The sequence below is a fragment of the Streptomyces sp. MMBL 11-1 genome (genome assembly GCF_028622875.1).
GTDB lineage: Bacteria > Actinomycetota > Actinomycetes > Streptomycetales > Streptomycetaceae > Streptomyces.
Window position 1 is genome coordinate 5,282,578 of record NZ_CP117709.1, and the last position, 23,326, is coordinate 5,305,903.

General features: G+C 71.4%; 20 protein-coding genes. 11 read left to right on the plus strand and 9 right to left on the minus strand.

Translation table 11 applies throughout. The features are described from left to right. Positions 1-24: 24 nt before the first annotated feature. Positions 25-1,506 (plus strand): FG-GAP-like repeat-containing protein, encoded by a 1,482-nt coding sequence (locus PSQ21_RS23740; protein ID WP_274035905.1) that lies wholly within the window; start codon positions 25-27, stop codon positions 1,504-1,506. A gap of 526 nt (positions 1,507-2,032) precedes the next feature. Next, a complete protein-coding gene (locus PSQ21_RS23745) occupies positions 2,033-3,232 on the plus strand; it encodes a glycosyltransferase family 39 protein (protein WP_274032798.1) in 1,200 nt (399 codons plus the stop codon). 63 nt (positions 3,233-3,295) lie between these two features. On the opposite strand, the gene PSQ21_RS23750 is transcribed toward PSQ21_RS23745, so the two are convergent. Next, on the minus strand, positions 3,296-3,727 hold the full coding sequence (locus PSQ21_RS23750) for a DUF192 domain-containing protein (RefSeq protein ID WP_274032799.1): 432 nt from the start codon (positions 3,725-3,727) through the stop codon (positions 3,296-3,298). A 104-nt stretch (positions 3,728-3,831) separates the two neighbouring features. On the opposite strand from PSQ21_RS23750, the gene PSQ21_RS23755 reads away from it, so the two are divergent. The 3 genes from PSQ21_RS23755 to PSQ21_RS23765 all read left to right on the plus strand — a co-directional run bounded on the left by PSQ21_RS23755 (position 3,832) and on the right by PSQ21_RS23765 (position 6,467). Next, the gene (locus tag PSQ21_RS23755) at positions 3,832-4,923 is read left to right on the plus strand and encodes a prepilin peptidase (RefSeq protein ID WP_274032801.1); all 1,092 of its coding nucleotides are present in this window, start codon (positions 3,832-3,834) and stop codon (positions 4,921-4,923) included. Positions 4,924-5,062: 139 nt separating this feature from the next. Next, a complete protein-coding gene (locus PSQ21_RS23760) occupies positions 5,063-5,872 on the plus strand; it encodes a class I SAM-dependent methyltransferase (RefSeq protein WP_274032802.1) in 810 nt (269 codons plus the stop codon). 148 nt (positions 5,873-6,020) lie between these two features. Continuing rightward, positions 6,021-6,467: a hypothetical protein gene (locus PSQ21_RS23765; RefSeq protein WP_274032803.1), complete on the plus strand. Its 447-nt coding sequence runs from the start codon at positions 6,021-6,023 to the stop codon at positions 6,465-6,467. A gap of 522 nt (positions 6,468-6,989) precedes the next feature. Here the strand turns inward: PSQ21_RS23765 and mgrA are convergent. After that, the gene (gene mgrA / locus PSQ21_RS23770) at positions 6,990-8,039 is read right to left on the minus strand and encodes an L-glyceraldehyde 3-phosphate reductase (protein WP_274032805.1); all 1,050 of its coding nucleotides are present in this window, start codon (positions 8,037-8,039) and stop codon (positions 6,990-6,992) included. Between the two features lie 262 nt (positions 8,040-8,301). Between mgrA and PSQ21_RS23775 the strand changes: the two genes are divergently transcribed. The 4 genes from PSQ21_RS23775 to PSQ21_RS23790 all read left to right on the plus strand — a co-directional run bounded on the left by PSQ21_RS23775 (position 8,302) and on the right by PSQ21_RS23790 (position 13,461). After that, positions 8,302-9,063 (plus strand): isoprenyl transferase, encoded by a 762-nt coding sequence (locus tag PSQ21_RS23775; protein WP_007452446.1) that lies wholly within the window; start codon positions 8,302-8,304, stop codon positions 9,061-9,063. Positions 9,064-9,483: 420 nt separating this feature from the next. Further along, positions 9,484-10,806, plus strand: coding sequence for a PhoH family protein (locus PSQ21_RS23780; protein ID WP_274032807.1), 1,323 nt, complete (start codon positions 9,484-9,486; stop codon positions 10,804-10,806). 389 nt (positions 10,807-11,195) lie between these two features. Beyond that, positions 11,196-11,909: a transglycosylase SLT domain-containing protein gene (locus tag PSQ21_RS23785; protein ID WP_274032808.1), complete on the plus strand. Its 714-nt coding sequence runs from the start codon at positions 11,196-11,198 to the stop codon at positions 11,907-11,909. Positions 11,910-12,075: 166 nt separating this feature from the next. Beyond that, positions 12,076-13,461 (plus strand): AI-2E family transporter, encoded by a 1,386-nt coding sequence (locus PSQ21_RS23790; protein ID WP_274032809.1) that lies wholly within the window; start codon positions 12,076-12,078, stop codon positions 13,459-13,461. A gap of 76 nt (positions 13,462-13,537) precedes the next feature. Here the strand turns inward: PSQ21_RS23790 and PSQ21_RS23795 are convergent, their stop codons facing one another. Continuing rightward, positions 13,538-14,071 carry an alkyl hydroperoxide reductase gene (locus PSQ21_RS23795; RefSeq protein WP_003966620.1) on the minus strand — a complete coding sequence of 178 codons (534 nt, stop codon included), beginning with the start codon at positions 14,069-14,071 and terminating at the stop codon, positions 13,538-13,540. 12 nt (positions 14,072-14,083) lie between these two features. After that, entirely contained in the window at positions 14,084-14,638 is a 555-nt protein-coding gene (locus PSQ21_RS23800) for a peroxiredoxin (protein ID WP_007452441.1), read from the minus strand. Positions 14,639-14,770: 132 nt separating this feature from the next. Here PSQ21_RS23800 and PSQ21_RS23805 point away from each other — a divergent pair, with 132 nt between their 5' ends. Further along, positions 14,771-15,757 (plus strand): hydrogen peroxide-inducible genes activator, encoded by a 987-nt coding sequence (locus PSQ21_RS23805; RefSeq protein WP_274032814.1) that lies wholly within the window; start codon positions 14,771-14,773, stop codon positions 15,755-15,757. A gap of 77 nt (positions 15,758-15,834) precedes the next feature. On the opposite strand, the gene PSQ21_RS23810 is transcribed toward PSQ21_RS23805, so the two are convergent. From PSQ21_RS23810 to PSQ21_RS23830, 5 genes are all read right to left on the minus strand, one after another. Then, on the minus strand, positions 15,835-18,222 hold the full coding sequence (locus PSQ21_RS23810) for an ABC transporter permease (protein WP_274032816.1): 2,388 nt from the start codon (positions 18,220-18,222) through the stop codon (positions 15,835-15,837). After that, positions 18,219-18,905 (minus strand): ABC transporter ATP-binding protein, encoded by a 687-nt coding sequence (locus tag PSQ21_RS23815; protein ID WP_274032818.1) that lies wholly within the window; start codon positions 18,903-18,905, stop codon positions 18,219-18,221. Before PSQ21_RS23815 ends, PSQ21_RS23810 begins: the two co-directional genes overlap by 4 nt. Continuing rightward, positions 18,902-19,426 (minus strand): PadR family transcriptional regulator, encoded by a 525-nt coding sequence (locus tag PSQ21_RS23820; protein WP_274032819.1) that lies wholly within the window; start codon positions 19,424-19,426, stop codon positions 18,902-18,904. Before PSQ21_RS23820 ends, PSQ21_RS23815 begins: the two co-directional genes overlap by 4 nt. Before the next feature lie 90 nt (positions 19,427-19,516). After that, positions 19,517-19,846, minus strand: a complete 330-nt coding sequence (locus tag PSQ21_RS23825) for a hypothetical protein (protein ID WP_337961685.1) — start codon at positions 19,844-19,846, stop codon at positions 19,517-19,519. After that, positions 19,843-20,814 (minus strand): SPFH domain-containing protein, encoded by a 972-nt coding sequence (locus tag PSQ21_RS23830; protein ID WP_274032821.1) that lies wholly within the window; start codon positions 20,812-20,814, stop codon positions 19,843-19,845. Before PSQ21_RS23830 ends, PSQ21_RS23825 begins: the two co-directional genes overlap by 4 nt. Before the next feature lie 240 nt (positions 20,815-21,054). Here PSQ21_RS23830 and PSQ21_RS23835 point away from each other — a divergent pair, with 240 nt between their 5' ends. Beyond that, positions 21,055-23,286: a transglycosylase domain-containing protein gene (locus PSQ21_RS23835; RefSeq protein ID WP_274032823.1), complete on the plus strand. Its 2,232-nt coding sequence runs from the start codon at positions 21,055-21,057 to the stop codon at positions 23,284-23,286. Positions 23,287-23,326 lie beyond the last annotated feature (40 nt).

Here is a 23,326-nt window from a genome sequence, read left to right on the forward strand (position 1 = left end):
GTGAGGAAATCAGACGTGTCCGGAATGCGTGCACGAGCGGCATCGGCAGCGGCCCTCGCGGCAGTCGTCGCCACGGCCGGAATGCTTGCGGGCGGCTCCGCACAGGCTGTCGTGGGCTCCGCGGCCCCGGAAGCGGCGTACGGGTTCACGGCGAAGCTCGATATCGGAGAGGGGGAGCAGAGACGCTCCTGCTCCGGGACTCTGGTGGATGCCCAGTGGGTGCTCACCGCTGCCGCCTGTTTCGCCGAGGTTCCGAACGCGGGAACCGGTGTCACGCCCGGCAAGCCTCAGTGGAAGACCACCGCCACCATCGGCCGCGGTGCGAGCGGTCATGTGACCGAGGTGGTCGAACTCGTTCCCCGTGACGACCGTGACCTGGTCATGGCCCGGCTCTCGCAGCCGGCGACGGGCATGACCCCCTTGGCGCTGGCGACCACGCCTGCCGTAAGCGGTGAAACCCTTCAGGGAACGGGTTTCGGCCGTACCAAGACCGAGTGGGTGCCCGACGCGGCCCACAGCGCCTCGTTCAAGGTCGGCGACGTTGCCGGCGCGGATGTCGCCCTGGTCGGCGCGAGCGCCGATGACTCCCTGTGCAAGGGCGACACCGGGGCCCCCTTGGTGCGGCAGAACCAGGACGGCAGGACCGAACTTGTCGGCGTGGCCTCCCGCTCCTGGCAGGGTGGCTGCTTCGGTGAGAGCGAGACCCGCACCGGCGCGATCGCGGCACGTACGGATGACCTCGCTGAGTGGGTGCGTGCCACGGTCGAGAAGGTGTGGGCGCGGCAGTTGCACCTCGCCGACTTCAACGGTGACGGCAAGGCCGACGCCATGACCGTCGATGCCATCGACGGTGGCCTGTACGTTCAGGCCGGCGACGGTGCGGGCCGGTTCGGGCCCCGCTACAAGGCCGGTTCTGGTTGGTACACCATGCGTCTTCTGGCGGCAGCCGATTTCACCGGTGACAAGAAGGCCGATGTCCTCGCCGTCCAGACCAGCGGGAAGCTGTTCGTCTACCCGAGCGATGGCGCGGGCGGCTTCGGTGCGGCCATCGAGGCCGGTTCGGGCTGGAGCGACATGCGCCTGCTGACCGCAGGTGACTTTACGGCTGATGGCAAGGCCGACGTTCTCGCCGTCCACAAGGACGGGAAGCTGTTCCTGTACCCCGGCGACGGCAAGGGGCGCTTCTCCGCTCCCTCCCAGGCCGGTTCCGGCTGGGGTGAGATGCGTCTGATCGCAGCTGCGGACTTCACCGGTGACAAGAAGTCCGACGTTCTCGCCGTCCACAGCGGCGGCAAGCTGTTCGTGTACCCGGGCAGCGGCGTGGGCGGCTTCGGTTCAGCCATCGAGGCCGGTTCCGGCTGGAACAACATGAGCCTGATCGCGGCAGCCGACGTCACCGGCGACGGCCGCAGCGACATCCTCGCGATGAGCAACCGCGGCAAGCTGTTCGTCTATCCGGGCAACGGCAAGGGCGGCTTCAACCCGCCCATCGACTCGGGGGCCTGACCTTCCCGCACCCCCGGAAGGCCGACAGTCCACGACGACGCCGGTTGGTCAATCCGGGCTCGTCCGTTTCGCCCCGTCGGATTCGTTCGACGGGGCGGAGTGGCTGGTGGGGTGCGTGCTCGTGATGTCTGCCCCACGGTGACCCCTGGCAGCGGCCCGCGTGTGGCGATGCTGCGGGGGTCGCTGTTGAGGACGCGACGCTGCTCCCGCTCGATGTGCCGCGTGTCACAGCAGCAGCCGCTCGGTCCCGGTGGAGTCGAGGGGGGCGGCACGAGCGCGCGGAGTCCGGCGGGTTCTTCGACGAGTGTGCCGAGTACGTCGAACACGACGCCGTCGCTGTACAGGACGGGACGGCCGCCCGACACCCGCAGCTGGCCGTCGTGGACGGGGTGGGATGTCGCCGTGGAAGGTGTACGGGAACGAGGTCCTCGGCGTCTGAGCCGGCCCTCCGTGAACGCCCGGACGGCCCCTGGCCCCCGGCCCCCGGTGCGGGGGGACCTCCGCCGTCACGGTCATAATCGGCCGTATGTCCGACCACCAGCTCCGCACCAGGCCGCCCGCCGGCCCGGCCCCGGGCCTCCGTACCCCAGGGTCCCGGGCGGCCGCCGCGTTCCGGGCCGCCGTGCCCGCGCTCGCGGTCTACGCCGGCGCCCGGGCCCTGGGGCTCCTGGCCTTCTGGGCAGCCGCCTCGGCCGCCGGGAAGGACCCCCTGGGGCCGCTCAGCGGACGCTGGGACTCCGTCTGGTACCAGCGCATCGCCGAGAACGGCTACCGCTACACCGTCACCCTCCCGGACGGCTCGGTCCACTCCGACCTGGCGTTCTTCCCCCTGCTCCCGGCGCTGGAACGCGGTATCTCCGAGGTGACCCCGCTCACCCTCGGCGGCGCCGGACTCCTGGTCGCCTGGACGGCCGGACTGCTGGCCGCCTGGGGCATCTACGCCGTCGGCGCCCAGCTGCGCGGACGGCGTACGGGCGTGGTGCTGGCCGCCCTGTGGGGGGTGTACCCGACGGCGTTCGTCCAGTCGATGGCGTACACCGAGACCCTCTTCACCGCGCTCGCCGCCTGGGCGCTGTACGCCGTCCTCCAGGGCCGCTGGATCGTGGCGGGCGCGCTCTGCGTCCTGGCGGGGCTCACCCGACCCACGGCGGCGGCGCTCATCGCGGCCCTGGCGATCACCGCCGCCGTCACGCTCGTACGGGAGTACCGCGACGAGCGCCGCGCCGGCCCGCTGCTGCGCCGCAACGCCCGGATGATCGCGGGCGTGGCACTCGCGCCGCTGGGCTGGCTCGCGTACGTGGTGTTCGTGGCCGTCCGCGAGAACAGCCCGTTCGCCTACTTCGACGTCCAGGCGCAGTGGGGCAACAACATCGACGGCGGGCGCGCGCTCGCCGCCTTCATCGCCGGACTCCCATGGCCCGCCGCCCTGGGCCTGTGCGCGGCGTTCGGGCTGCTGGGGTGGCTGGTCGTGCTGTGCGTACGGCAGCGGCAGCCGCTCCCGGTTCTCGTCTACGCCCTCACGATCGTCGTCATCTCGCTGATCGGCGCCGGGTACTTCGGCTCCCGGCCGCGCCTGATGATGCCCGCGTTCCCGCTGTTGCTCCCGCCCGCCGTCGCCCTGCTGCGGCTGCGTACGACCGGGCGGACGGCCACCGCCCTCGCCGTCCTCGCCTGCGCGTCCGCCGCGTACGGGGCCTGGACCCTGCTGGGCCCGGGACCGCCGTAGCCCAGTCCTGCGGCGTCGCGCAGTGCCGGGCCGCGCAGTGCCGTGCCGCGCCGCGCTGCGTTCTCAGGCTCCAGGACCTGACGGCCCGGACGGCCCTGACGGCCCGGAGGCCCCCGGTGCCCCGGAGGCGGGGGCCGTCGCCCTCAGCTCCACCCTTACGCCCGGCCGCACCCCCCACCGCTCCATCGCCCCGGCCTCCGCCTCCACCACGTGCCGGGCCCGCGGCCGGGGCAGCCCGAGGCGTCCGGGCTTCATCGTGCGGACGGCAAGGACCGTGAACTTCCGGTCCAGGTACGCCACATCGATGGGGAACCGCATCCGGAAGGTGTGCACGCTCCCGCACGGGGTGAGCATCATCGCCCCCTCGATCCCGTCCCGCCCGAGCAGCCCCTTGCTGCGGGCCCGGTACGAGGCCGCTATTCGCAGCGGCACCTCCCGGGCCCCGGAGACCGTGTCGACCGTGAGCGTCCCGTCGCCATCGCGCCATGTCCTCATGGGCACCGACCGTAGCCCTCGTCGGACGCGCCCGGGTCCGATACGGCCGCGCTTGGGCCCCCGGGCCCAAGACCCCTGTTCGCGCGGCCCATTAGGGTCGTCCCGTGGACGCCGCGCTGCTCGCCCTCGCCGCGGTCTGGGGTGCCGTCACCGGACTGCTGATCCCGCGTGCCGCCTACCGGTTCGCCGTCGAGCCCGAGGAGCCCTGGCGTACGGCATGCCCCGCCGGGCACCCGCTCACCGGCCCGGTCCGCGGCTGGCTCGGCCCGGCCCGATGCGCGCCCTGCGCCGCCGCCCCGGGAACGCTCCCCGAGCCGGACACCGGCCCCGAGCCGGACACCGGCCCCCCGCCGGACACCGCCCCCGCGCCCGACGCCGCCTCCACGCCGGACAACACCGCCTCCATGCCCGACACTTCCGCCGGCCGACCGGGCACCGAACCAGCGGCCGGACCAGGGGCCGCCCCGGGCCCCGCCTCCGCCCCCGACCCCGGGCGGCCGGGCGCCGACCCTGGGGCGGCCCCAGCCGAAGCGATCCCCGGCACCGGAACACCGGTCCCCGGCACCGGAACACCGGTCCCCGGCACCGGAACACCGGTCCCCGGCACCGGAACACCGATCCCTGGCCCGTCCGCCTACGCCCCCGGCCGGACCGCCTACGCCCCCGGCGTCCTCGCCCCCCTGGTCACCGTGATCGCCTGTGTCGCGCTCGCCGCCGCCACCGGGGCCAGGCCCGAGCTGATCGGGTGGCTGGCGCTGACCCCCGTCGCCGTGCTCCTCGCCGTCGTCGACCGGCGGGTCCACCGGCTGCCCGACCCCCTGACCCTGCCCCTGGCGGCCGCGGCCGTCCTCCTGCTCGGCGGCGCCGCGCTGCTCCCCGGGCACGCCGGATCCTGGACCTCCGGCCTGCTGGGCGGTCTGACGCTCGGCGGCTTCTACTTCCTGCTCTTCCTGATCAACCCGGACGGCATGGGCTTCGGCGATGTCAAGCTCGCCCTCGCCCTGGGCGTGGCCCTCGGCTGGTACGGCTGGACCGTGCTGTTCCTGGGCGGGTTCGCCGGATTCCTGTACGGGGCGGCGTACGGACTCGCCCTGGTGCTCCTGCGCCGGGCGGGGCGCCGTACCGGCATCCCGTTCGGCCCCTTCATGATCGGCGGGGCGCTGACCGGCCTGCTGCTCGGGGCCCTGGCCGGGTGAGTGCGCCCCCGGCCCCGGTCACGGGAGCACCTGCCCGCAGGTGCGCCCGCAGGCCCGCCCGCCAGGGCCGTGCGCGCCCGCGCCCGCGCGGGCGCGGAATCCGTTCGCGCGCTCCGGGCCCGCCTGACACGATTCCCGTATGTCCGAACCATCCGCACCCGCCTCCCTCCCCTTCGACTCCCCGGCCTCCCGCGACCGGTTCGAGGCCCTCGTCGCCGAGGCCGACGCCGTGTCCGTGGACGGATGGGACTTCTCGTGGCTTGAGGGGCGGGCCACCGAAGAGCGCCCCTCCTGGGGGTACGCACGCGCGATGGCCGACCGGCTCGGCCGGGCCCACGCCGCTCTCGACCTCCAGACCGGGGGCGGCGAGGTCCTCGCCGCCGCGCCGAAGCTCCCGCCGGTCACCGTGGCCACGGAGGCCTGGCCGCCCAACATCGCCCGAGCCACCGCCCTCCTGCACCCGCTCGGAGCGGTCGTCGTCGCCGACGAGGACGAACCGCCGCTGCCCTTCGGGGACGCCGCCTTCGACCTCGTGGTCAGCCGCCATCCGGTCACCACGTGGTGGGAGGAGATCGCGCGGGTGCTCGCTCCCGGCGGCACGTACTTCTCGCAGCAGGTCGGCCCGGCCAGCGTCTTCGAACTCGTCGAGTACTTCCTCGGCCCCCAGCCGCCCGAGGTCCGGCGCGGCCGGCACCCGGAGGACGCGCGGGCCGCCGCGACGGCGGCCGGACTCGACGTGGTGGACCTGCGCTCCGAGACCCTGCGCACCGAGTTCCACGACATCGGCGCGGTGGTCTACTTCCTGCGCAAGGTGATCTGGATGGTCCCCGGATTCACCGTCGAGCGGTATCGGCCCCAACTCGCCGCACTGCACCGGCAGATCGAGGCGGAGGGCCCGTTCCGCGCCCGTACCGCCCGGTTCCTCGTCGAGGCGCGCAAGCCCCGGTGACGGCGGCCGTGGCCCGTCCGCCGGTCAACCTGCCTGTCCCGTACGCCAGTTCAGTGTTACCTCGGAGGCAACGGGATCGTGCGGGCGGCCGTCCTACTCGACGGGACGAACGCACAGCGAAGGGCACAGCGAAGGAGGGGGAGCGGTCATGACCGTGGAGAGGGGAGACTGCGTGGCGCCGGCCAGGCGCGCGCGGCACGGCAACGCCGACTGGCTCACGGGGGCCAGGATCACCGCCGTCCTCGGGGTCTACTACCGGCCCGAGGGCCGGGCGGGCGAGCCTGAAGCCGTCGAGTTCGTCCTCTCGGACGACCAGTCCGTCCTGCTGACCTGTGCCTCCGACCGGACGCTGCACGTCACCCCGGGCGCCTGGCCGAGGCTGCCCGAGTGGTGCGTACCGGCGAGCCAGTGGCAGCACGCCCCGCCCGCCCTCCTCCCGCCGGTGCCGTACGGGGGAGCGTGGACGGTCGTGGGCACCCAGGAGCTGAGGGATGCCGGAGGGGAGGTACTCCAGGCCGTCATCCGGTGCGAGGAAGGGAACTTCGTGGTGGTCGCCGGAGACACGATGGCGATCCGCTTCGACCCCCGCCCCTGACCCGCGCACCCGGACCCCTGACCCGCGCACCCGGGCCCCGTCCGCGAACGTGACCTCCTCGACCACCGCCCCCACCGCCGGCGCGGCGAACTGCTCGGCCGTTCGAGATCACTACACCTGGAGCCCTTGTGGACCAGTTTCCGGCGCTGCCGATCCCGGAGACGTCAAGCCGACGTCGTATCGCGCCCCCCCTGACAGCAAGGTCGAAATCGGGGCCTGTGCCGGGGCCGGTTCACGACGTCCGACGTGCGTTCGCCCGCCCTGCCCGGAACGCGGTCCGGCGAATCCGGAGCGTCATGGTGGAGTGGCGCGGCACGCGGCAGCACTTACGAAGGGTTATGGTGGAAACCCCCCCTCGGGCCGGTCCGTATCCCCCCCCCACGGACCGGCCCGTTTTTATGCGCCGACGTACGCGCCGACGTACGCCCCGCCGTCCGCCCCGCCGTCCGCTCCGGCGTCCGCCCCACCGTGCGGCCCCGGGCGCTCCCCTCCTCCTTGCGCGCGCGCCCCGTCGGGCCGACGTCAGCCGCGGCCGGCCCAGATGTTCGTGCCCGCCGTGTCCACGGCGAAGGCGTCGATCTCCTTCAGCTCGTCGGCGGTCAGCGCCGGGCCCGCGAGGGCCGCCACGTTCTCCTCCAGCTGCCGCACGCTCGACGCGCCGATCAGCGCCGAGGTCATCCGGCTGTCGCGCAGCACCCACGCGATGGCGAGCTGGGCGAGCGACTGGCCGCGGCCCCGCGCGATGTCGTTGAGGCCGCCCAGCCGGCGGACCACCTCGTCGGAGAGCAGGCCCGGGTCGAGGGACTTGCCCTGGGTGGCGCGCGAGCCCTCCGGGATGCCCTTCAGGTACTTGTTCGTGAGCAGACCCTGGGCGAGCGGCACGAAGGAGATGCAGCCCATCCCGGCCGCCTCCAGGGTGTCGAGCAGCCCGTCGTCCTCGATCCAGCGGTTGATCATGGAGTAGGACGGCTGGTGGATCAGGGCCGGCACGCCCATCTCCCTGAGCAGGCCGGCCGCCTCGGCGGTCTGCTCCGCGTTGTACGAGGAGACGCCCGCGTACAACGCCTTGCCCTGCTGTACGGCGGACGCCAGAGCGCCCATCGTCTCCTCCAGCGGGGTGTGCGGGTCGAAGCGGTGCGAGTAGAAGATGTCGACGTAGTCGAGGCCCATCCGCTTCAGGGAGGCGTCGAGCGAGGACAGCAGGTACTTCCGGGAACCCCACTCGCCGTACGGGCCGGGGTGCATCAGATAGCCGGCCTTGGTGGAAATGACCAGTTCGTCCCGGTAAGGGGCGAAGTCCTGGGCGAAGAGCTTGCCGAAGTTCAGCTCGGCCGAGCCGGGCGGCGGACCGTAGTTGTTGGCCAGGTCGAAGTGGGTGACCCCGAGATCGAAGGCGCGGCGCAGAATCGCCCGCTGGGAGTCGAGCGACCGGTCGTCGCCGAAGTTGTGCCACAGGCCCAGCGAGAGGGCGGGGAGCTTGAGGCCGCTGCGCCCGGTCCGGCGGTACTCCATGGAGTCGTAGCGCGAATCGGCGGCGCGGTGGCGCAGGTCGGGGGAGAGGTAATCAGTCACGTTTCATTCCTTATCACGGAGTTGTGACAGACCGGGTTGGGCCCCCGTGACCCGATCGCAGTAATGTGGCGGCTTCGGGGAATGCCGATGTGCGGCGCGGCGAAGGCCCGCGCGGCCGTGCCAGTGGTAGGGGTGCGGACCGCCGGGGGATCGTGCGGGCGGCGCAGACCGCGCGGCGAACCCCCGCGGGGGACGGCCCCCGGACCCCCCGGCGACGGGGAGGGCGGGCCCGGGCCCGTACGGAACCGAGAGGGTGAACGCAGTGAACTTCCGCGACCTGGTGTACAGGCTCTACGCGCGCCGGGTGGGAGGCCGCCTGGACCACGACCAGGTGCCGAAGCACATCGGGGTCATCCTCGACGGCAACCGGCGCTGGGCCAAGGCGTCCGGCGGATCGGCCGTGCAGGGCCACCAGGCCGGCGCGGACAAGATCTCCGAGCTGCTCGGCTGGTGCAACGAGACCGATGTCGAGGTCGTCACCCTCTGGATGCTGTCCACGGACAACTTCGACCGGCCCGAGCACGAGCTGAAGCCGCTGCTCGGCATCATCGAGAACACCGTGCGCAACCTCGCCGCGGACGGGCGCTGGCGCGTCCACCACGTCGGCACGCTCGACCTGCTTCCGCCGGAGACGCAGTCGGTGCTCAAGGAGGCCCAGGAGGCGACGTCCGACATCGACGGGATAATCGTCAATGTCGCGGTCGGCTACGGCGGTCGTCAGGAGATCGCGGACGCGGTGCGCTCCCTGCTCCTGGAGCACTCGGAGAAGGGCACGACCTTCGAGGAGCTGGCCGAGGTCGTCTCCACCGACCTGATCTCCGAGCACCTCTACACCCGGGGCCAGCCCGACCCCGATCTGGTGATCCGGACGAGCGGCGAGCAGCGGCTCTCGGGCTTCATGCTCTGGCAGAGCGCCCACTCGGAGTACTACTTCTGCGAGGTCTTCTGGCCGGCCTTCCGCAAGGTCGACTTCCTCCGGGCGCTGCGCGACTACGCCGCCCGCCACCGCCGCTACGGGGCCTGAGACGCCCTGAAGACGCCTCCCGCCCGCGCGTCCCCCGACGGCTCCCCTGTATCGCGTCCTCCGACGGCTCCCCTATATAGGGGAGCCGTCGCGTAGGTAAGAAGGTCACCGCGCGTCCACCGGGACTTCTTCACACCGTGTCATATGCGGCGGCATGGCTTCGCGCGGAAAAGGGAATACCCCTGTCAGGTCGACGTCCGGTCATCAACCAGGCGGATGTCGCATCCAAGTGAGCGGTGCCAAGGCCGCTCGCCCGGGAGGCCCTTTGCACACGAAGGACCGTAGACAGTCTGCGGCCGACGCGGTGGCCGCGGTCCGGCCCGCGCACAGGGGCCCGATCCCGGTCCGTCCTCTCCCTTCGGGAAGCTCCGCGACCGTCCGTCGCACTCCCCGACCTCGTCCGAGGGGGTACGTCCTTCCGTGGTGACCAGCAGCAAGCGCCGCATGTCCGACCGGCGCACATACGTTCTCGACACCAGCGTCCTGCTGGCCGATCCCGGTGCCATGGCCCGCTTCGACGAGCACGAAGTCGTGCTGCCGATCGTGGTGGTCACGGAACTGGAGGCCAAACGGCATCACCCCGAGCTCGGATACTTCGCCCGGCAGGCCCTGCGCCTGCTGGACGACTTCCGGGTCCGGTACGGTCGGCTGGACGCCCCGATCCCGCTCGGGGATCTGGGCGGGACGCTCCGTGTCGAGCTCAACCACTCCGATCCCGGTGTTCTGCCCGCCGGCTACCGGTTGGGGGACAACGACTCACGGATTCTCGCGGTCGCACGCAACCTCCAGGCCGAGGGGTACGACGTCACGGTCGTCTCCAAGGACCTGCCGCTCCGCATCAAGGCGTCCTCCGTGGGCCTTCTCGCCGAGGAGTACCGCGCCGAGCTCGCCATCACGGACTCCGGCTGGACCGGCATGAGCGAACTGTCCCTCGCCGGGGAACAGATCGACCTGCTGTTCAGCGAGGAGACGCTGTACGTCCCCGAGGCCGCCGAACTGCCCGTGCACACCGGCCTGGTCCTCCAGTCCGAGCGCGGCAAGGCGCTCGGCCGGGTGACGGCCGAGGGCAACGTACGGCTCGTGCGGGGCGACCGGGAGGCCTTCGGCATCCACGGGCGCAGCGCCGAGCAGCGGATCGCCCTCGATCTCCTGCTGGACGCCGACGTCGGCATCGTGTCGCTGGGCGGCCGGGCCGGCACCGGCAAGTCGGCGCTGGCCCTCTGCGCGGGCCTGGAAGCGGTGCTGGAGCGCCGGCAGCACAAGAAGGTGATGGTCTTCCGCCCGCTGTACGCGGTGGGCGGGCAGGAGCTCGGCTATCTCCCCGGCAGCGAGGCCGAGAAGATGAGCCCCTGGGCGCAGGCGGTCTTCGACACGCTCTCGGCGGTCGCCGGGCGCGAGGTCATCGAGGAGGTGCTCGGGCGCGGGATGCTGGAGGTCCTGCCGCTCACCCACATCCGCGGCCGCTCCCTGCACGACGCGTTCGTGATCGTCGACGAGGCGCAGTCGCTCGAACGGAACGTCCTGCTGACCGTGTTGTCCCGGATCGGGGCGAATTCGCGTGTCGTGCTCACCCATGACGTGGCCCAGCGGGACAACCTCCGGGTCGGCCGGTACGACGGAGTCGTCGCCGTCGTCGAAAAACTGAAGGGCCATCCGCTGTTCGCCCACGTCACGCTCACGCGGTCGGAGCGTTCGCAGATCGCCGCGCTGGTGACCGAAATGCTGGAGGAAGGCCAGATCTGACGCGCATGTCCCTTTGATGCCGCCCGGCGAGCCAAGGAGCATAGCCGGGCGGCATTGTGCTGCGCCGTCATTTCCGGGAAACCGGAGGGCCGAACGTGGTGTGACCTTTCCCACGCAAGACAGAATTGCCTCCTGGCGCTCCCGTCCGGCAGAGTCTTGCTTCCGTCAGGCCCCGCATACGGCACTTGGGCACCTCCAGAGGCGCCACGCACCACACAACTCAACACGAGACGCCCGTATGCCGCCCGCGAGTACCACGCGGCAGCCTCCTCACCGGGGTTGTCCATCGGGCCCGCGCCTCCCGTGACCCACGCAGTAGGGAGGCCAGTGCCAGGGGCACGAACGCGCCCGCGAGGTCACCTAAGCGGGCGATGCTGGAAGGACACCATGTGAGCCGGATCTCGGTCCGGGGGTTCGCCGTGGCATCCGCCACCGCGGTCACCACCGTTGGCGCCGTCGTAGGCGTTGCTGCGGGCGGCACACCTGCCGCCGACGACAACAACTTCGAGGCGGCCGCAGCCGACACCACGCTGCTCGCAGACATCCCCGCGGGCCAGCAGGCCCAGGTACAGACCGCTTCGCTGACGCAGCAGGCCGATGCCCAGGCATCCGCCGCCGACGCCGCGGCGAAGAAGTCCGCCGAGGAATCGGCCCGCCTGCAGGCCGCCAAGGACGCCAAGTCCAAGAAGCAGGCGGCCGAGGACCGGGTCAAGGCCGAGCGCGAGGCGGAAAAGAAGAAGAAGGAAGAGGCCGAGCGCGCCAGCCGTTCTTCCGTCCGCGACGCCGCCTCGTTCTCCGCGCAGGGCTCCTACAGCGTGGCCGAGGTCAAGGCCATGGCCCGTCAGATGGTCCCCGCGGACCAGTTCCAGTGCTTCAGCAACATCGTGAACCACGAGTCGACCTGGAACTACCGCGCGACCAACCCGTCCTCCGGTGCGTACGGCCTGGTGCAGGCGTACCCGGGTCACAAGATGTCGTCCGCCGGCGCCGACTGGCGGACCAACCCGGCCACCCAGATCAAGTGGGGCCTCAGCTACATGGACAGCCGTTACGGCGGCCCGTGCGGCGCCTGGTCCTTCTGGCAGGCCAACTCCTGGTATTAGGGAGAGCGGGCGAAGTCCACGGACCGCCCTCTCAACCTCGCGAGGCCCCTCACCGTCCAGACGGTGAGGGGCCTCGCGCGTGTACGGTCGCATCCTGGCGGCACCGGGGAGCGTGGGAACACGCTGAGGAGCGCTGGGTGGCGAAGATGGGGGAAGGAAAGCAAGCATGTCGAAACTGCCGGGCTGGCTGGGCCGCTTCGGGGCCGAACTGACGGAACTGGGTGCGCGACTGGACGAGCGCCGGGCGCACGCCGCCGCCGATGACGAAGACCCCCTCGGGGCACGGGCGCCGGCCGTCCCGGAGGCCGACGACGCCGGGCAGGTGCCCGCGCCGCCCTCGTACGCCCCCTCGGTCGCCGCCAAGCCGGATCCGGTGGCGGCGATCCCCTGGGGGATGCGGGTCGCCGCCGAGGCCGGCTGGCGCCTCCTCGTCCTCGCGGGGACGCTCTATGTGCTGATGCGGGTGATCAGCGCGGTCCAGCTCGTGGTGCTGGCCTTCGCCGCGGCGCTGCTCGTCACCGCGATGCTCCAGCCGACCGTGGTCCGCCTCAAGCGGTTCGGGCTGCCCCACGGGCTCGCCACCGCCGTGACCGCCGTGCTCGGGTTCGTCGTCATCGGCCTGGTCGGCTGGTTCGTGGTGTGGCAGGTGCTGGAGAACCTCGACACGCTCTCCGACCGGGTCCGCGACGGCATCGACGAGTTGAAGCGCTGGGCGCTCGACAGCCCCTTCCATGTCACCGAGTCGCAGATCAACGACATCGCCAAGAACCTCAGCGACACCATCAGCACCAACACCGAGGAGATCACCTCCGCCGGACTCCAGGGCGTCACCGTCATGGTGGAGTTCCTCACCGGGCTGCTGCTGGCGATGTTCTCCACGCTGTTCCTGCTCTACGACGGCAGGCGCATCTGGGAGTGGTCGCTCAAGCTGGTGCCCGCCGGGGCCCGCCCCGGGGTCGCCGGCGCCGGACCGCGCGCCTGGCGCACCCTGACCGCGTATGTGCGCGGCACGGTGCTCGTCGCCCTGATCGACGCCATCTTCATCGGCTTCGGCCTCTACATCCTCAATGTGCCGCTCGCGGTGCCGCTGGCCGTCTTCATCTTCCTGTTCGCCTTCATCCCGCTCGTCGGCGCCGTGGTCTCCGGGGCGCTCGCGGTGGTCGTCGCGCTGGTCACCGAGGGGGTGTGGACCGCGCTGTGGGCGCTGGTGGTGGTCCTGGCGGTGCAGCAGATCGAGGGGCACATCCTGCAGCCGTTCATCCTCGGCCGCGCCGTGCGGGTGCATCCGCTCGCGGTGGTCCTCGCGGTGGCGACCGGCGGGCTGGTCGCGGGCATCGGCGGCGCGGTGGTCGCCGTGCCGCTGGTCGCCGTGACCAACACGGTGGTCGGCTATCTGCGCGCGTACGGGGAGCCCGGCGAGCGGGGAGGTCACCACGGGGCCACCGCCCTGGCGATGAGCCCGGCGCACGCCGCCGCGCCCCCGCCCCCGCCCCCGGGTCCGCAGGACACGCCGGGCGAACCCGCGCGGGAGAACAGGCCTCCGCAGGAGTAGGGACACGAAAAGAAGAGCCCCGGGGACGGTCGGTCGTCCTCGGGGCTCTTCTCGTATCAGGGGTGGTGCGGTGTCACTACTCGGCGAGTACGGCCTCGGCGTCGAGGGTCACACCGACCGCCTGGATCACCGAAGCGACCTTGACGGCTTCCTGAATGGTCTCACGGTCCACGCCGGCCTTGCGCAGCACCTGCTCGTGGGAGTCCAGGCACTGGCCGCAGCCGTTGATCGCGGAGACGGCGAGCGACCACAGCTCGAAGTCGACCTTCTCCACGCCGGGGTTGCCGATGACGTTCATCCGCAGGCCCGCGCGGAGCGTGCCGTACTCCGGGTCCGACAGCAGGTGCCGGGTCCGGTAGAAGACGTTGTTCATCGCCATGATCGCTGCCGCCGACTTCGCCGCGGTGTACGCCTCGGCGGAGAGGTTGGCCTTCGCCTCGGGCTCCAGCTCGCGCAGCACCTTCGGCGAACGCGAGGCGATCGCGCAGGCCAGCACGGTGCCCCACAGCTGCTGCTGCGGGAGGTCGCTGTTGCCGATGACCGAGCCGAGGTTCAGCTTCAGGTCCTTGGCGAAGTCCGGTATGGCGGACTTCAGTTCGTCGAGAGCCATGTCGGTATCAGCTCACTCGCCCGAGAGGAGCGCGACCGGGTCGAGGGTGTTCTCGCCCTTGGTCCAGTTGCACGGGCACAGCTCGTCGGTCTGCAGGGCGTCGAGGACCCGCAGGACCTCCTTGGGGTTACGGCCCACGGAACCGGCGGTCACCATCGTGAACTGGATCTCGTTGTTCTGGTCGACGATGAAGACGGCGCGCTGGGCGAAGCCGTCCTCGCCCTCGATGCCGAGGTCACGCATGAGCTCGTGCTTCGAGTCGGCCAGCATCGGGAAGGGAAGGTCGGTCAGGTCCGGGTGGTCCTTGCGCCAGGCGTGGTGCACGAACTCGGAGTCACCGGAGAAGCCGAGGACCTGGGCGTCGCGGTCCGCGAACTCCTCGTTCAGCTTGCCGAAGGCGGCGATCTCGGTGGGGCACACGAAGGTGAAGTCCTTCGGCCACGCGAAGACGATCTTCCACTTGCCCTCGTAGGTCTTGTGGTTGATCTGCTCGAACTCCTTGCCGCTCTCCAGCGAAACACAAGCAGTCAGGTCGAACTCGGGGAACTTGTCACCGACAGTGAGCACGCGCTCTCCTTGCAACGTCTGGAATTCCCTTTTGGGGGAGTTCCTGAGGGTTGGACGAGCTCCACCATGGCACAGGGTGCATTGATCACGGAAATAGCTACACTCGGTCCATATGATCGGAGGTGCCTATCAGTGGGCCAGGGAAATCAGGGCGTACGTACCAAGCAGTCCGGTAAGTCGGCCGCCAGACAGCCCAGCCTGTCGCAGCTGCGCGCCTTCAAGGCCGTGGCGGAGCATCTGCACTTCCGGGACGCGGCGGCAGCAATCGGGATGAGTCAGCCTGCACTCTCCGGAGCGGTGTCCACCCTGGAGGAGGCACTGGGTGTCCAGCTCATCGAGCGTACGACGCGCAAGGTGCTGCTCTCGCCCGCGGGAGAGCGGCTCGCGGTGCGGGCCGGTGCGGTCCTGGAGGCCGTCGCCGCGCTGATGGAGGAGGCGGAGGCGGTCCGCGCCCCGTTCACCGGAGTGCTCCGGCTCGGAGTGATCCCGACCGTCGCCCCGTATCTGCTGCCCACCGTGCTCCGCCTCGTCCACGAGCGTTACCCGGACCTCGACCTCCAGGTCCACGAGGAGCAGACCTCCTCCCTGCTCGAGGGGCTCGCCGCGGGGCGGCTGGACCTGCTGCTGCTCGCCGTGCCGCTCGGAGTGCCGGGAGTCACCGAGATCCCGCTCTTCGACGAGGACTTCGTGCTGGTCATGGAGCAGGACCACGAGCTCGGCGGCCGGACGGACATCCCGCGCGAGGCGCTGCGCGAACTGCCGCTGCTGCTCCTGGACGAGGGGCACTGCCTGCGCGACCAGGCCCTGGACATCTGCCGTGAGGCGGGCCGCACCGAGGGCGCGCCGGTGACCACGACCGCCGCCGGGCTGTCCACCCTCGTTCAGTTGGTGGCCGGAGGGCTCGGGGTGACACTGCTGCCCCGGACCGCGGTGACGGTGGAGACCGGCCGTAACGAGGCGCTGGCCACCGGGTACTTCGCGGATCCGGCGCCCACCCGGCGGGTCGCGCTGGCGATGCGGACCGGGTCGGCGCGGGGCGGCGAGTTCGAGGAGTTCGCCGCCGCGCTGCGCGAGGCGATGGAGCCCCTCCCGGTGCGGCCGGTGGCGGAGGGCCCGTAGAGCGGGCCGCCCTCACGCGGAACGCGGGCAGGGGCCCCGTCTCCAGGAGCCCCTGCCGTAGGCGGTCGTGCGGGGTGTCACTCGGTGCGCAGTCCGTCCGGGCGCATCATGCGCCACAGCGGCGGCAGCGACAGCAGGGTGACCAGCAGGATCAGCGCGCCCCCGGCACCCGCCATCGGCCAGAACAGCCACCAGTCGGAGACGTCCTTCTCGATCAGGTGGACGAGTGTCGCCCCGAGGCCAAGACCGCCCGCGACCGCCACCGCCAGACCGAGCGCCACCGGCACGGCGGTCTGCCACAGCACCGACCAGCCGAGCGTGGAGCGCCGGGTGCCGAAGGCCACCAGCACCGACAGCAGCCGCCTGCGCTCACGCAACTGCTCCACCTGGGAGACCAGCATCGACAGGGCGATCAGCAGCAGCACCACGCTCGCGCCGACCTGGAGCCCGGTCTGGATGCTGGCGTACTGGCGGTCGCGTTCCACCGAGTCGATCGTGACGAAGCGCATCCCGGGGTCGATCCTGGCCGCCGTGTTGCGTACGTGCTCGGCGACGTCCGGCACGCTGCGGTCGACCCGGATCTGGGTGGTGATCGTCGCTCCGGGCAGCTTGCCCGCGTCGATCGCACCGGTGGTGGCCATGATCCCGTAGTGGGTCTCGCCCATCGGGTCCTTGCGGCCCTGCACGGTCGGGGAGTCGGCGGGCAGCGTCCACCGCATCACCTTCTTCCCGTAACCGATCTCGACCTCCTCGCCCTTGCGGGCGGTCCGGTCGATCCAGGCGCTCATGTCCTTGTCGCCCGGCGGGTGGGCGACGAACGTGTCGCCGTCCTCGCAGGCGCCGATCCGGGCCAGCTCGCGCAGGGTCTCGCAGGTGCCGACGGTCAGGGTGGTGGTGGGCGGCACGTCTTCGTCGGCGTAGACGCCGGGCCTGGACGCGTACGCCGCCACCGATCCGATGACCACCTCCACGCCCTTGGTGGCGCGGAACTGCTCGATGGCCGAGGTGGCAGCCTCGCCGGTGACGTCCTCGGAGTAGCCGGCGAACTGGGCCCGGGTGGGGTCCGCACCCGTCATCCGGTTGAAGTCGGCGTTCATCGAGGCGAACAGCATCTGGAGGGCGATCGCCCCCGCCACCGCGACGGTGACCCCGCTGACCGCGCGGGACGCGGCCCCGCTGCTCAACTGGAGCCTGCGGGTGGCGAGCTGCCAGGGCACCGGGCCGCCGCGCAGCCGGCGCACACAGGCCTCGACCAGCCAGGGCAGCAGCAGGGCGAGCCCGAACAGCACCAGCACGGCGCCCGCGGTGATCGGGAACGGGTTCACCGGGGCGTACTCCTCGACCCGGCCCCAGAGCGCAAGCACCACGAGACCCGCCAGCGGCACCGGCAGCCGCCACCACAGGCGGCGTCCCCGCTCACGGCCCCGGCGCACCACGCCGAGCGGCTCGATCACCACGGCCCGCATCGCCACCAGGGTGACGAGGACGGCCGTCAGCGGCACGGCCACCGCGATCAGCGACGCCAGCCGGAGATCGGGCGCCAGGTCGGCCGGGAACGCGCTGACGTCCCAGATCTCCACCGCGCCGACGAACTGCCGGCCCACCAGGAAGAACACCAGGCCGAACAGCAGCCCCAGCAGCGCACCGAACAGCGCCTCCCCGGCGGCGATCCGCCGGGTCGCCCTGATGTCCGCGCCGACCAGGCGCAGCGCGGCCAGCCGCCGGTCCCGCCGGTCGCCGCCGAAGCGCACGGCGGTGGCGATGAAGATCGCGACCGGTGCCAGCAGCACGACGCAGACCATGATGACGAGCACGATCAACAGGGGCGGGAGGGGATCGCCCTGGCGGTCGTCGCCGTACCCGGCGATCCGGTGGCCGCCGTTGGCCGGCGTCAGGGTGTCGCTGCCCGCGTAGTAGAGGAGCTCACCGGGGGAGCGCAGCCCGGCGTCGCCGATCGTGCCGGTGATCTCGTACGGCAGCCGCTCCCGCAGCAGCTCGTTGCCCGGCTCGTCGAGCAGCTCCCGCAGGGCGGGGGAGACGGCCATCGTGTCCGGCGCGGGGAAGCGGTCGACCCCCGGCGGCAGGGCGGGCGTCGAGCCGTCCGGGCGCATCAGATATCCCGCGACGGTCCGGTCGCGGTACTCGGTGGTCGTGTTGATCCGCAGCACCGAGCTGTCGGACTTCGTGGCGTTCGCGTCGGGGGAGTCGGCGATCCGCGCCTGGCTGCGGGCCTGCTCGCGCGCGTTCCGCTCGTCGAGCAGATGCGGTACGGAGGAGGCGAGCAGCAGGAGGGCGACGCCGAGGCCGACGCCGACGGCGGTCAGCAGCGTACGGATCCAGCCCTCGCGGCCCCCGGCGGCGGCGAAACGGATGCCGAGGCCGAGGTCGCGGAGGGTGATCGCGCCCCGCGAGAGCGACGGCGGACGCGGTGGCGCCACGGGCCGCCTTTCTTCGAGCAGCGTCATACGGCGTGCTCCATGTCGCGGGCCCGGCCGTCGCGCACGGTGACGTCACGGTCGGAGTAGGCGGCGACGCGGGCCTCGTGGGTCACCAGGACCACGGCGACGTTGGCGGAGCGGGCGGCCTCGGTGAGCAGCTCCATCACCCGCTCGCCGTTGAGGGAGTCCAGCGCACCGGTCGGCTCGTCCGCGAAGATCACCTTCGGTGACGCCGCCAGCGCACGGGCCACGGCGATCCGCTGGCCCTGCCCGCCGGAGACCTCGCCGGGACGCTTGGCCCCGAGGTCGTCGACCTCCAGGCGCTCCATCCACTCCAGGGCGGTGCGCTCGGCGGCCTTGCGCTTCACGCCGTTCAGCCGCAGCGGAAGGGCGACGTTCTCCACACAGGTCAGCTCCGGGACGAGCTGGCCGAACTGGAAGACGAAGCCGAAGTCGCTGCGCCGCAGGGCGCTGCGCTCGGCGTCCGACATCGCGGACAGCTCGCGGCCCGCGTAGGTGATGGTGCCGGAGTCGGGCGTGATGATCCCGGCCAGGCAGTGCAGCAGCGTCGACTTGCCGGAGCCGGAGGGGCCCATCACGGCGACGACCTCGCCGGGGTGCACGGAGAACGACGCGCCGTCCAGGGCGGGCGTCGAGCCGTAGGTCTTGCGCAGATCGTGCGCGGCGAGAAGGGAGCCTTCGGGAATCACGGAGCCACCACCTTGGCGAGCTGGTCGAGACGGGCAGAGGTCAGTTCCAGCCAGCGCAGATCGGCTTCCAGGTGGAACAGGGCGTGGTCGCAGATCAACTGGTCGGCGAGGTCGCCCGTGCGCTTCCGGTCGGTGAGGACGCGCATCATCCGCAGATGCGCCGAGCGCTGGGTGTCCAGCAGGTCGGCCGCGCTGCGACCGGTCAGGAGCGCCAGGACGACCTTGGTGTAGAGCGTCGACTGGAGGTAGGGCTCGGGCTTCTCCGGCTGGGCCAGCCAGTGCGAGACATCGGTGATCCCGGCGTCGGTGATGGCGTACCGCTTGCGCTCGGGTCCTCCCTCGCTCTCGACGCCGTCGACCTCGACGAGTCCGTTCTTCAGGAGTCGGGACATCGTCGAATAGACCTGGCCGTAGTGGAGCGGGCGGTCCTGGCCGAACTTCTCGTCGAAGGTCCGCTTCAGGTCGTAGCCGTGTCGGGGGCCGGACTCCAGGAGCCCGAGGAGGGTGTGACCGATAGACATGAGAAGAACTGTACACGGTGTGTATACCTACCGTGTATACGCGTCCGGAAAGCGACCCCCGACCCGGGGAGCGGGTCGGGGGTCGCGGTGTTACGGGGTGTCGCGGGCGTCGGTTCCGGGCGGGGGCGGCGGCGTGCCCGACCCGGGCTCCGGCCGGGTTTCCGGCCCCTCCGGCCCCTCCGGCGACTGCTTGGGCGGCCGCCCCCGGCGGGCGATGGGGCGCGCGGACCCCGGCAGCCGGCCCGCCTCCGCGAGCGCCCGCCGCAGCAGGAACTCGATCTGCGCGTTGGCGCTGCGCAGCTCGTCGGAGGCCCAGCGGGCGAGTGCGTCGTGCACCGCGGGGTCCAGCCGCAGCAGCATCTGCTTGCGCTGCCGCGACCGGGACGCCGGAGTCCGCCGGGGAGGCGTCCGGTCCGTCACTGGTAGAGGGAGCCCGTGTTGAGGACCGGCTGGGCCGCGCGGTCGCCGCACAGCACCACCATCAGATTGCTGACCATGGCCGCCTTCCGTTCGGAGTCCAGCTCCACGATCTCCTGCTCGGCGATCCGGGCCAGGGCCATCTCGACCATGCCCACCGCGCCCTCGACGATCTGCTGGCGGGCCGCGACGACCGCCCCGGCCTGCTGGCGCTGGAGCATGGCGGAGGCGATCTCGGGGGCGTACGCGAGGTGGCTGAAACGCGACTCGATGATCAGGACGCCCGCGGCCCTCACCCGGGCGGTCAGCTCGACCGCCAGCTTCTCGGTGATCTCCTCCGCGTTGCCGCGCAGCGAGAGACCGTCCTCCTCGTGGGCGTCGTACGGGTACTCGATGGCGATGTGGCGCACGGCCGCCTCGGTCTGGGTGGCGACGAACTCCAGGAAGTCGTCGACCTCGAAGAGGGCCTGGGCGGTGTCCTCGACCTTCCAGACGACGATCGCGGCCAGCTCGATCGGGTTGCCGTAGGCGTCGTTGACCTTGAGGACGGCGGTCTCGTGGTTGCGGACCCGGGTGGAGATCTTGCGGCTGGAGGTCAGCGGATTGATCCAGCGCAGCCCGTCGGTGCGGATGGTGCCGACGTACCGGCCGAAGAGCTGGATCACCCGGGCCTCGCCCGGAGCGACCATCTTCACACCGCTCATGCAGAAGAACGAGGTGAGCGCGAGGAGCGGTCCGAGGACGAGGAGGGTGACGCCGAGCGGCACGGCGCCGCTCCCGTTCATCACGCCGCCGCCGATGGTGAGGCAGATGCCCGCGATCACCCCGAGCACGGTCAGCAGGAGCCCGACCCCGCCCCCGATGGAATGCGCCGGGACCTCCCTGACCTGGGGCGCGGGCAGGTCGGGGGCGTCGATGGCGAGGTCGCCCGCCGGTGCGCCCGGGCGGAGGTCGTCGTGCTGTGCGGTCATGGGATCCCCCGTTCGGCGCGGTCTCGTGCCGCGCTATCAATGTGATTACACATTAATGGTTCTCGCAACCTTGTCCACCTCTGGGGAGTCGGTTCCTAGGGGAAGGGGTGCTGATTCTCACGTCCGTAAAAGACCGGATCGCTCGTCTTTTGTCCCTGTCGGCGGTGTTAGCTGGCAGGTCTGAGTGAACTGAGGAAACCGAGCGAGCCGGTCGAGCAGAGAAGCGGGAGCAACACACCAATGGGTCGAGCGGATGCGCGACGAGCCCAGGCGCAGGAGTCGCGCCGGGCCCCGAAGAGCGGCGGCATACGCAGACTCTTCACGTGGAAGAAGCTGCTGGGCACGTTCTTCGGGATCGTCCTGCTGGGCATGGGAGCCTTCGGGGCGCTCTACGTGTACGTCGACGTCCCCGCCGCCAACGCCATGGCGGAGCGGCAGAGCAACGTCTACCAGTACAGCGACGGCACGGTCCTCGCCCGGACCGGCAAGGGCGTCAACCGTCAGATCGTCGATCTGGACGAGGTGCCGAAGAAGGTGCAGCACGCCTTCGTCGCCGCCGAGAACAAGTCCTTCTACAAGGACCAGGGCGTCGACCTGAAGGGCACCACCCGCGCTCTCCTCAACACCGTCAGCGGCAAGGGCAAGCAGGGTGGCTCCACCATCACCCAGCAGTACGTCAAGAACTTCTACCTGACGCAGGACCCCACCGTGAGCCGCAAGCTCAAGGAACTGGTGATCTCGCTCAAGATCGACCAGCAGAAGTCCAAGGACGAGATCCTCGCCGGGTACATCAACACCGCCTACTACGGACGCGGCGCGAGCGGCATCCAGGCCGCCGCTCAGGCGTACTACGGCGTCGACGCCAAGGACCTGGACGTCTCCCAGGGCGCCTACCTCGCCTCCGTCCTCCAGGCCCCCAGCCAGTACGACTGGAACTCCGCCACCGACACCGGCAAGAAGCTGGTCAAGGAGCGCTGGGCCTACACCCTGCGCAACATGGTCGAGATGAAGTGGCTGACCGAGTCCGAGAGGGCCGGCCTGGAGTTCCCCGTCCCCCAGAAGCCCAAGCCCGCGCAGGGCATGGAGGGGCAGGCCGGCTACCTCGTCGAGGCGGCCAACAAGGAGCTGGACAAGCAGGGCGTCACGGCCGCGGACCGCGAGGCGGGCGGCTGGACGTTCACCCTCACCGTCGACAAGAAGCGCCAGAAGGCGCTGGAGAAGGCGGTGGACGACCAGCTGGAGTCCAAGCTCGACCGCGAGGGCAACAAGGTCGACGCCACCGTCCAGGCCGGCGCCACCTCCGTCGACCCGAAGACCGGCAAGGTCGTCGCCCTGTACGGCGGCCAGGACTACATCAAGCACTACATCAGCAACGCCACCCGCCAGGACTACCAGCCCGCCTCGACCTTCAAGCCGCTGGTGCTCGCCTCGGCCCTGGAGAACGAGTCGACCACGCAGGACGGCAGCCTGATCGGGCTCAACACGGTCTACGACGGCACCAGCAAGCGGCCCGTCGTCGGCAGCGACACCCCGTTCGCCCCGCAGAACCAGGACGACCGCAGCTACGGCCAGGTCTCCGTCCAGAAGGCCTTGAACAGCTCGGTCAACTCCGTCTTCGCGCAGATGATCGTCGACGTGACGCCCGCCGCCGTGAAGGAGACCGCGCTCGCCCTCGGCGTACCGGACAAGAACTTCCCCGAGCGCCCCGCCGTCACCCTCGGCACCATGAACGCCTCGACCTGGGACATGGCCGGCGTGTACGCCACGCTCGACAACCACGGCCGGAAGGTCACCCCGCACATCCTCCAGTCCGCCGAGCACCGCGACCGCACGGTGACCGCCGAGAAGCCCAAGCGCGAGCAGGTCATCAGCCGCGCCTCGGCCGACACCGTGACCAAGGGGCTCACCGGGGTCGTCGACGCCGGTTCCGGGGGCGCGGCCAACAGCCCCGCCTATGACGCGGCGGCCAAGACCGGCACCTCCGAGGACAACAAGTCGGCCTGGTTCGCCGGGTACACCCCGGAGCTGAGCACGGTCGTGGCCCTCTTCGGCGAGGGCGACGGCGGCCGCAAGCAGGTCTCCCTGACCGGTACGGCCAACTCCGGCCGCGCCAGCGGCAGCGGCTTCCCGGCCAGGATCTGGGCCGACTACACCCTCGGCGCCCTCGGCGGCGGGTCCGGCAAGACGTTCGACCTCCAGGACGTGGAGCGCGGCGAGGTGCCCGCCCCGCCGACCCCTTCCGGGACGCCGAGCGAGGAGCCCACCCCGTCCGAGAAGCCGTCCCCGTCGGACAGGCCCTCCGAGACGCCGAGCGAGTCGCCCAGCGACACCCCGTCGTCGTCGCCGCCTCCGCCGCCCAGCAGCACGCCCACCACCCAGCCCCCCACGAGCCCGGAGGTGCCGCCCCAGCCCGGGGAGGGCGACGGCCAGCCGGGCGAACGGCCGGGCGGCAACGCACTGTTCGGCGAGTGAGCCACTGACGGCATGACGTCATGCGTGTGGGGCGGGCCCG

Bases quoted from the DNA above. Each gene is read 5' to 3' on its own strand.
- PSQ21_RS23745 (WP_274032798.1), top strand. From the start codon at position 2,033: ATGTCCGACCACCAGCTCCGCACCAGGCCGCCCGCCGGCCCGGCCCCG.
- PSQ21_RS23740 (WP_274035905.1), top strand. From the start codon at position 25: ATGCGTGCACGAGCGGCATCGGCAGCGGCCCTCGCGGCAGTCGTCGCC.
- PSQ21_RS23790 (WP_274032809.1), top strand. From the start codon at position 12,076: ATGTCGAAACTGCCGGGCTGGCTGGGCCGCTTCGGGGCCGAACTGACG.
- PSQ21_RS23795 (WP_003966620.1), bottom strand. From the start codon at position 14,071: ATGGCTCTCGACGAACTGAAGTCCGCCATACCGGACTTCGCCAAGGAC.
- PSQ21_RS23765 (WP_274032803.1), top strand. From the start codon at position 6,021: ATGACCGTGGAGAGGGGAGACTGCGTGGCGCCGGCCAGGCGCGCGCGG.
- PSQ21_RS23835 (WP_274032823.1), top strand. From the start codon at position 21,055: ATGGGTCGAGCGGATGCGCGACGAGCCCAGGCGCAGGAGTCGCGCCGG.
- PSQ21_RS23810 (WP_274032816.1), bottom strand. From the start codon at position 18,222: ATGACGCTGCTCGAAGAAAGGCGGCCCGTGGCGCCACCGCGTCCGCCG.
- PSQ21_RS23830 (WP_274032821.1), bottom strand. From the start codon at position 20,814: ATGACCGCACAGCACGACGACCTCCGCCCGGGCGCACCGGCGGGCGAC.
- PSQ21_RS23760 (WP_274032802.1), top strand. From the start codon at position 5,063: ATGTCCGAACCATCCGCACCCGCCTCCCTCCCCTTCGACTCCCCGGCC.
- PSQ21_RS23750 (WP_274032799.1), bottom strand. From the start codon at position 3,727: ATGAGGACATGGCGCGATGGCGACGGGACGCTCACGGTCGACACGGTC.
- PSQ21_RS23820 (WP_274032819.1), bottom strand. From the start codon at position 19,426: ATGTCTATCGGTCACACCCTCCTCGGGCTCCTGGAGTCCGGCCCCCGA.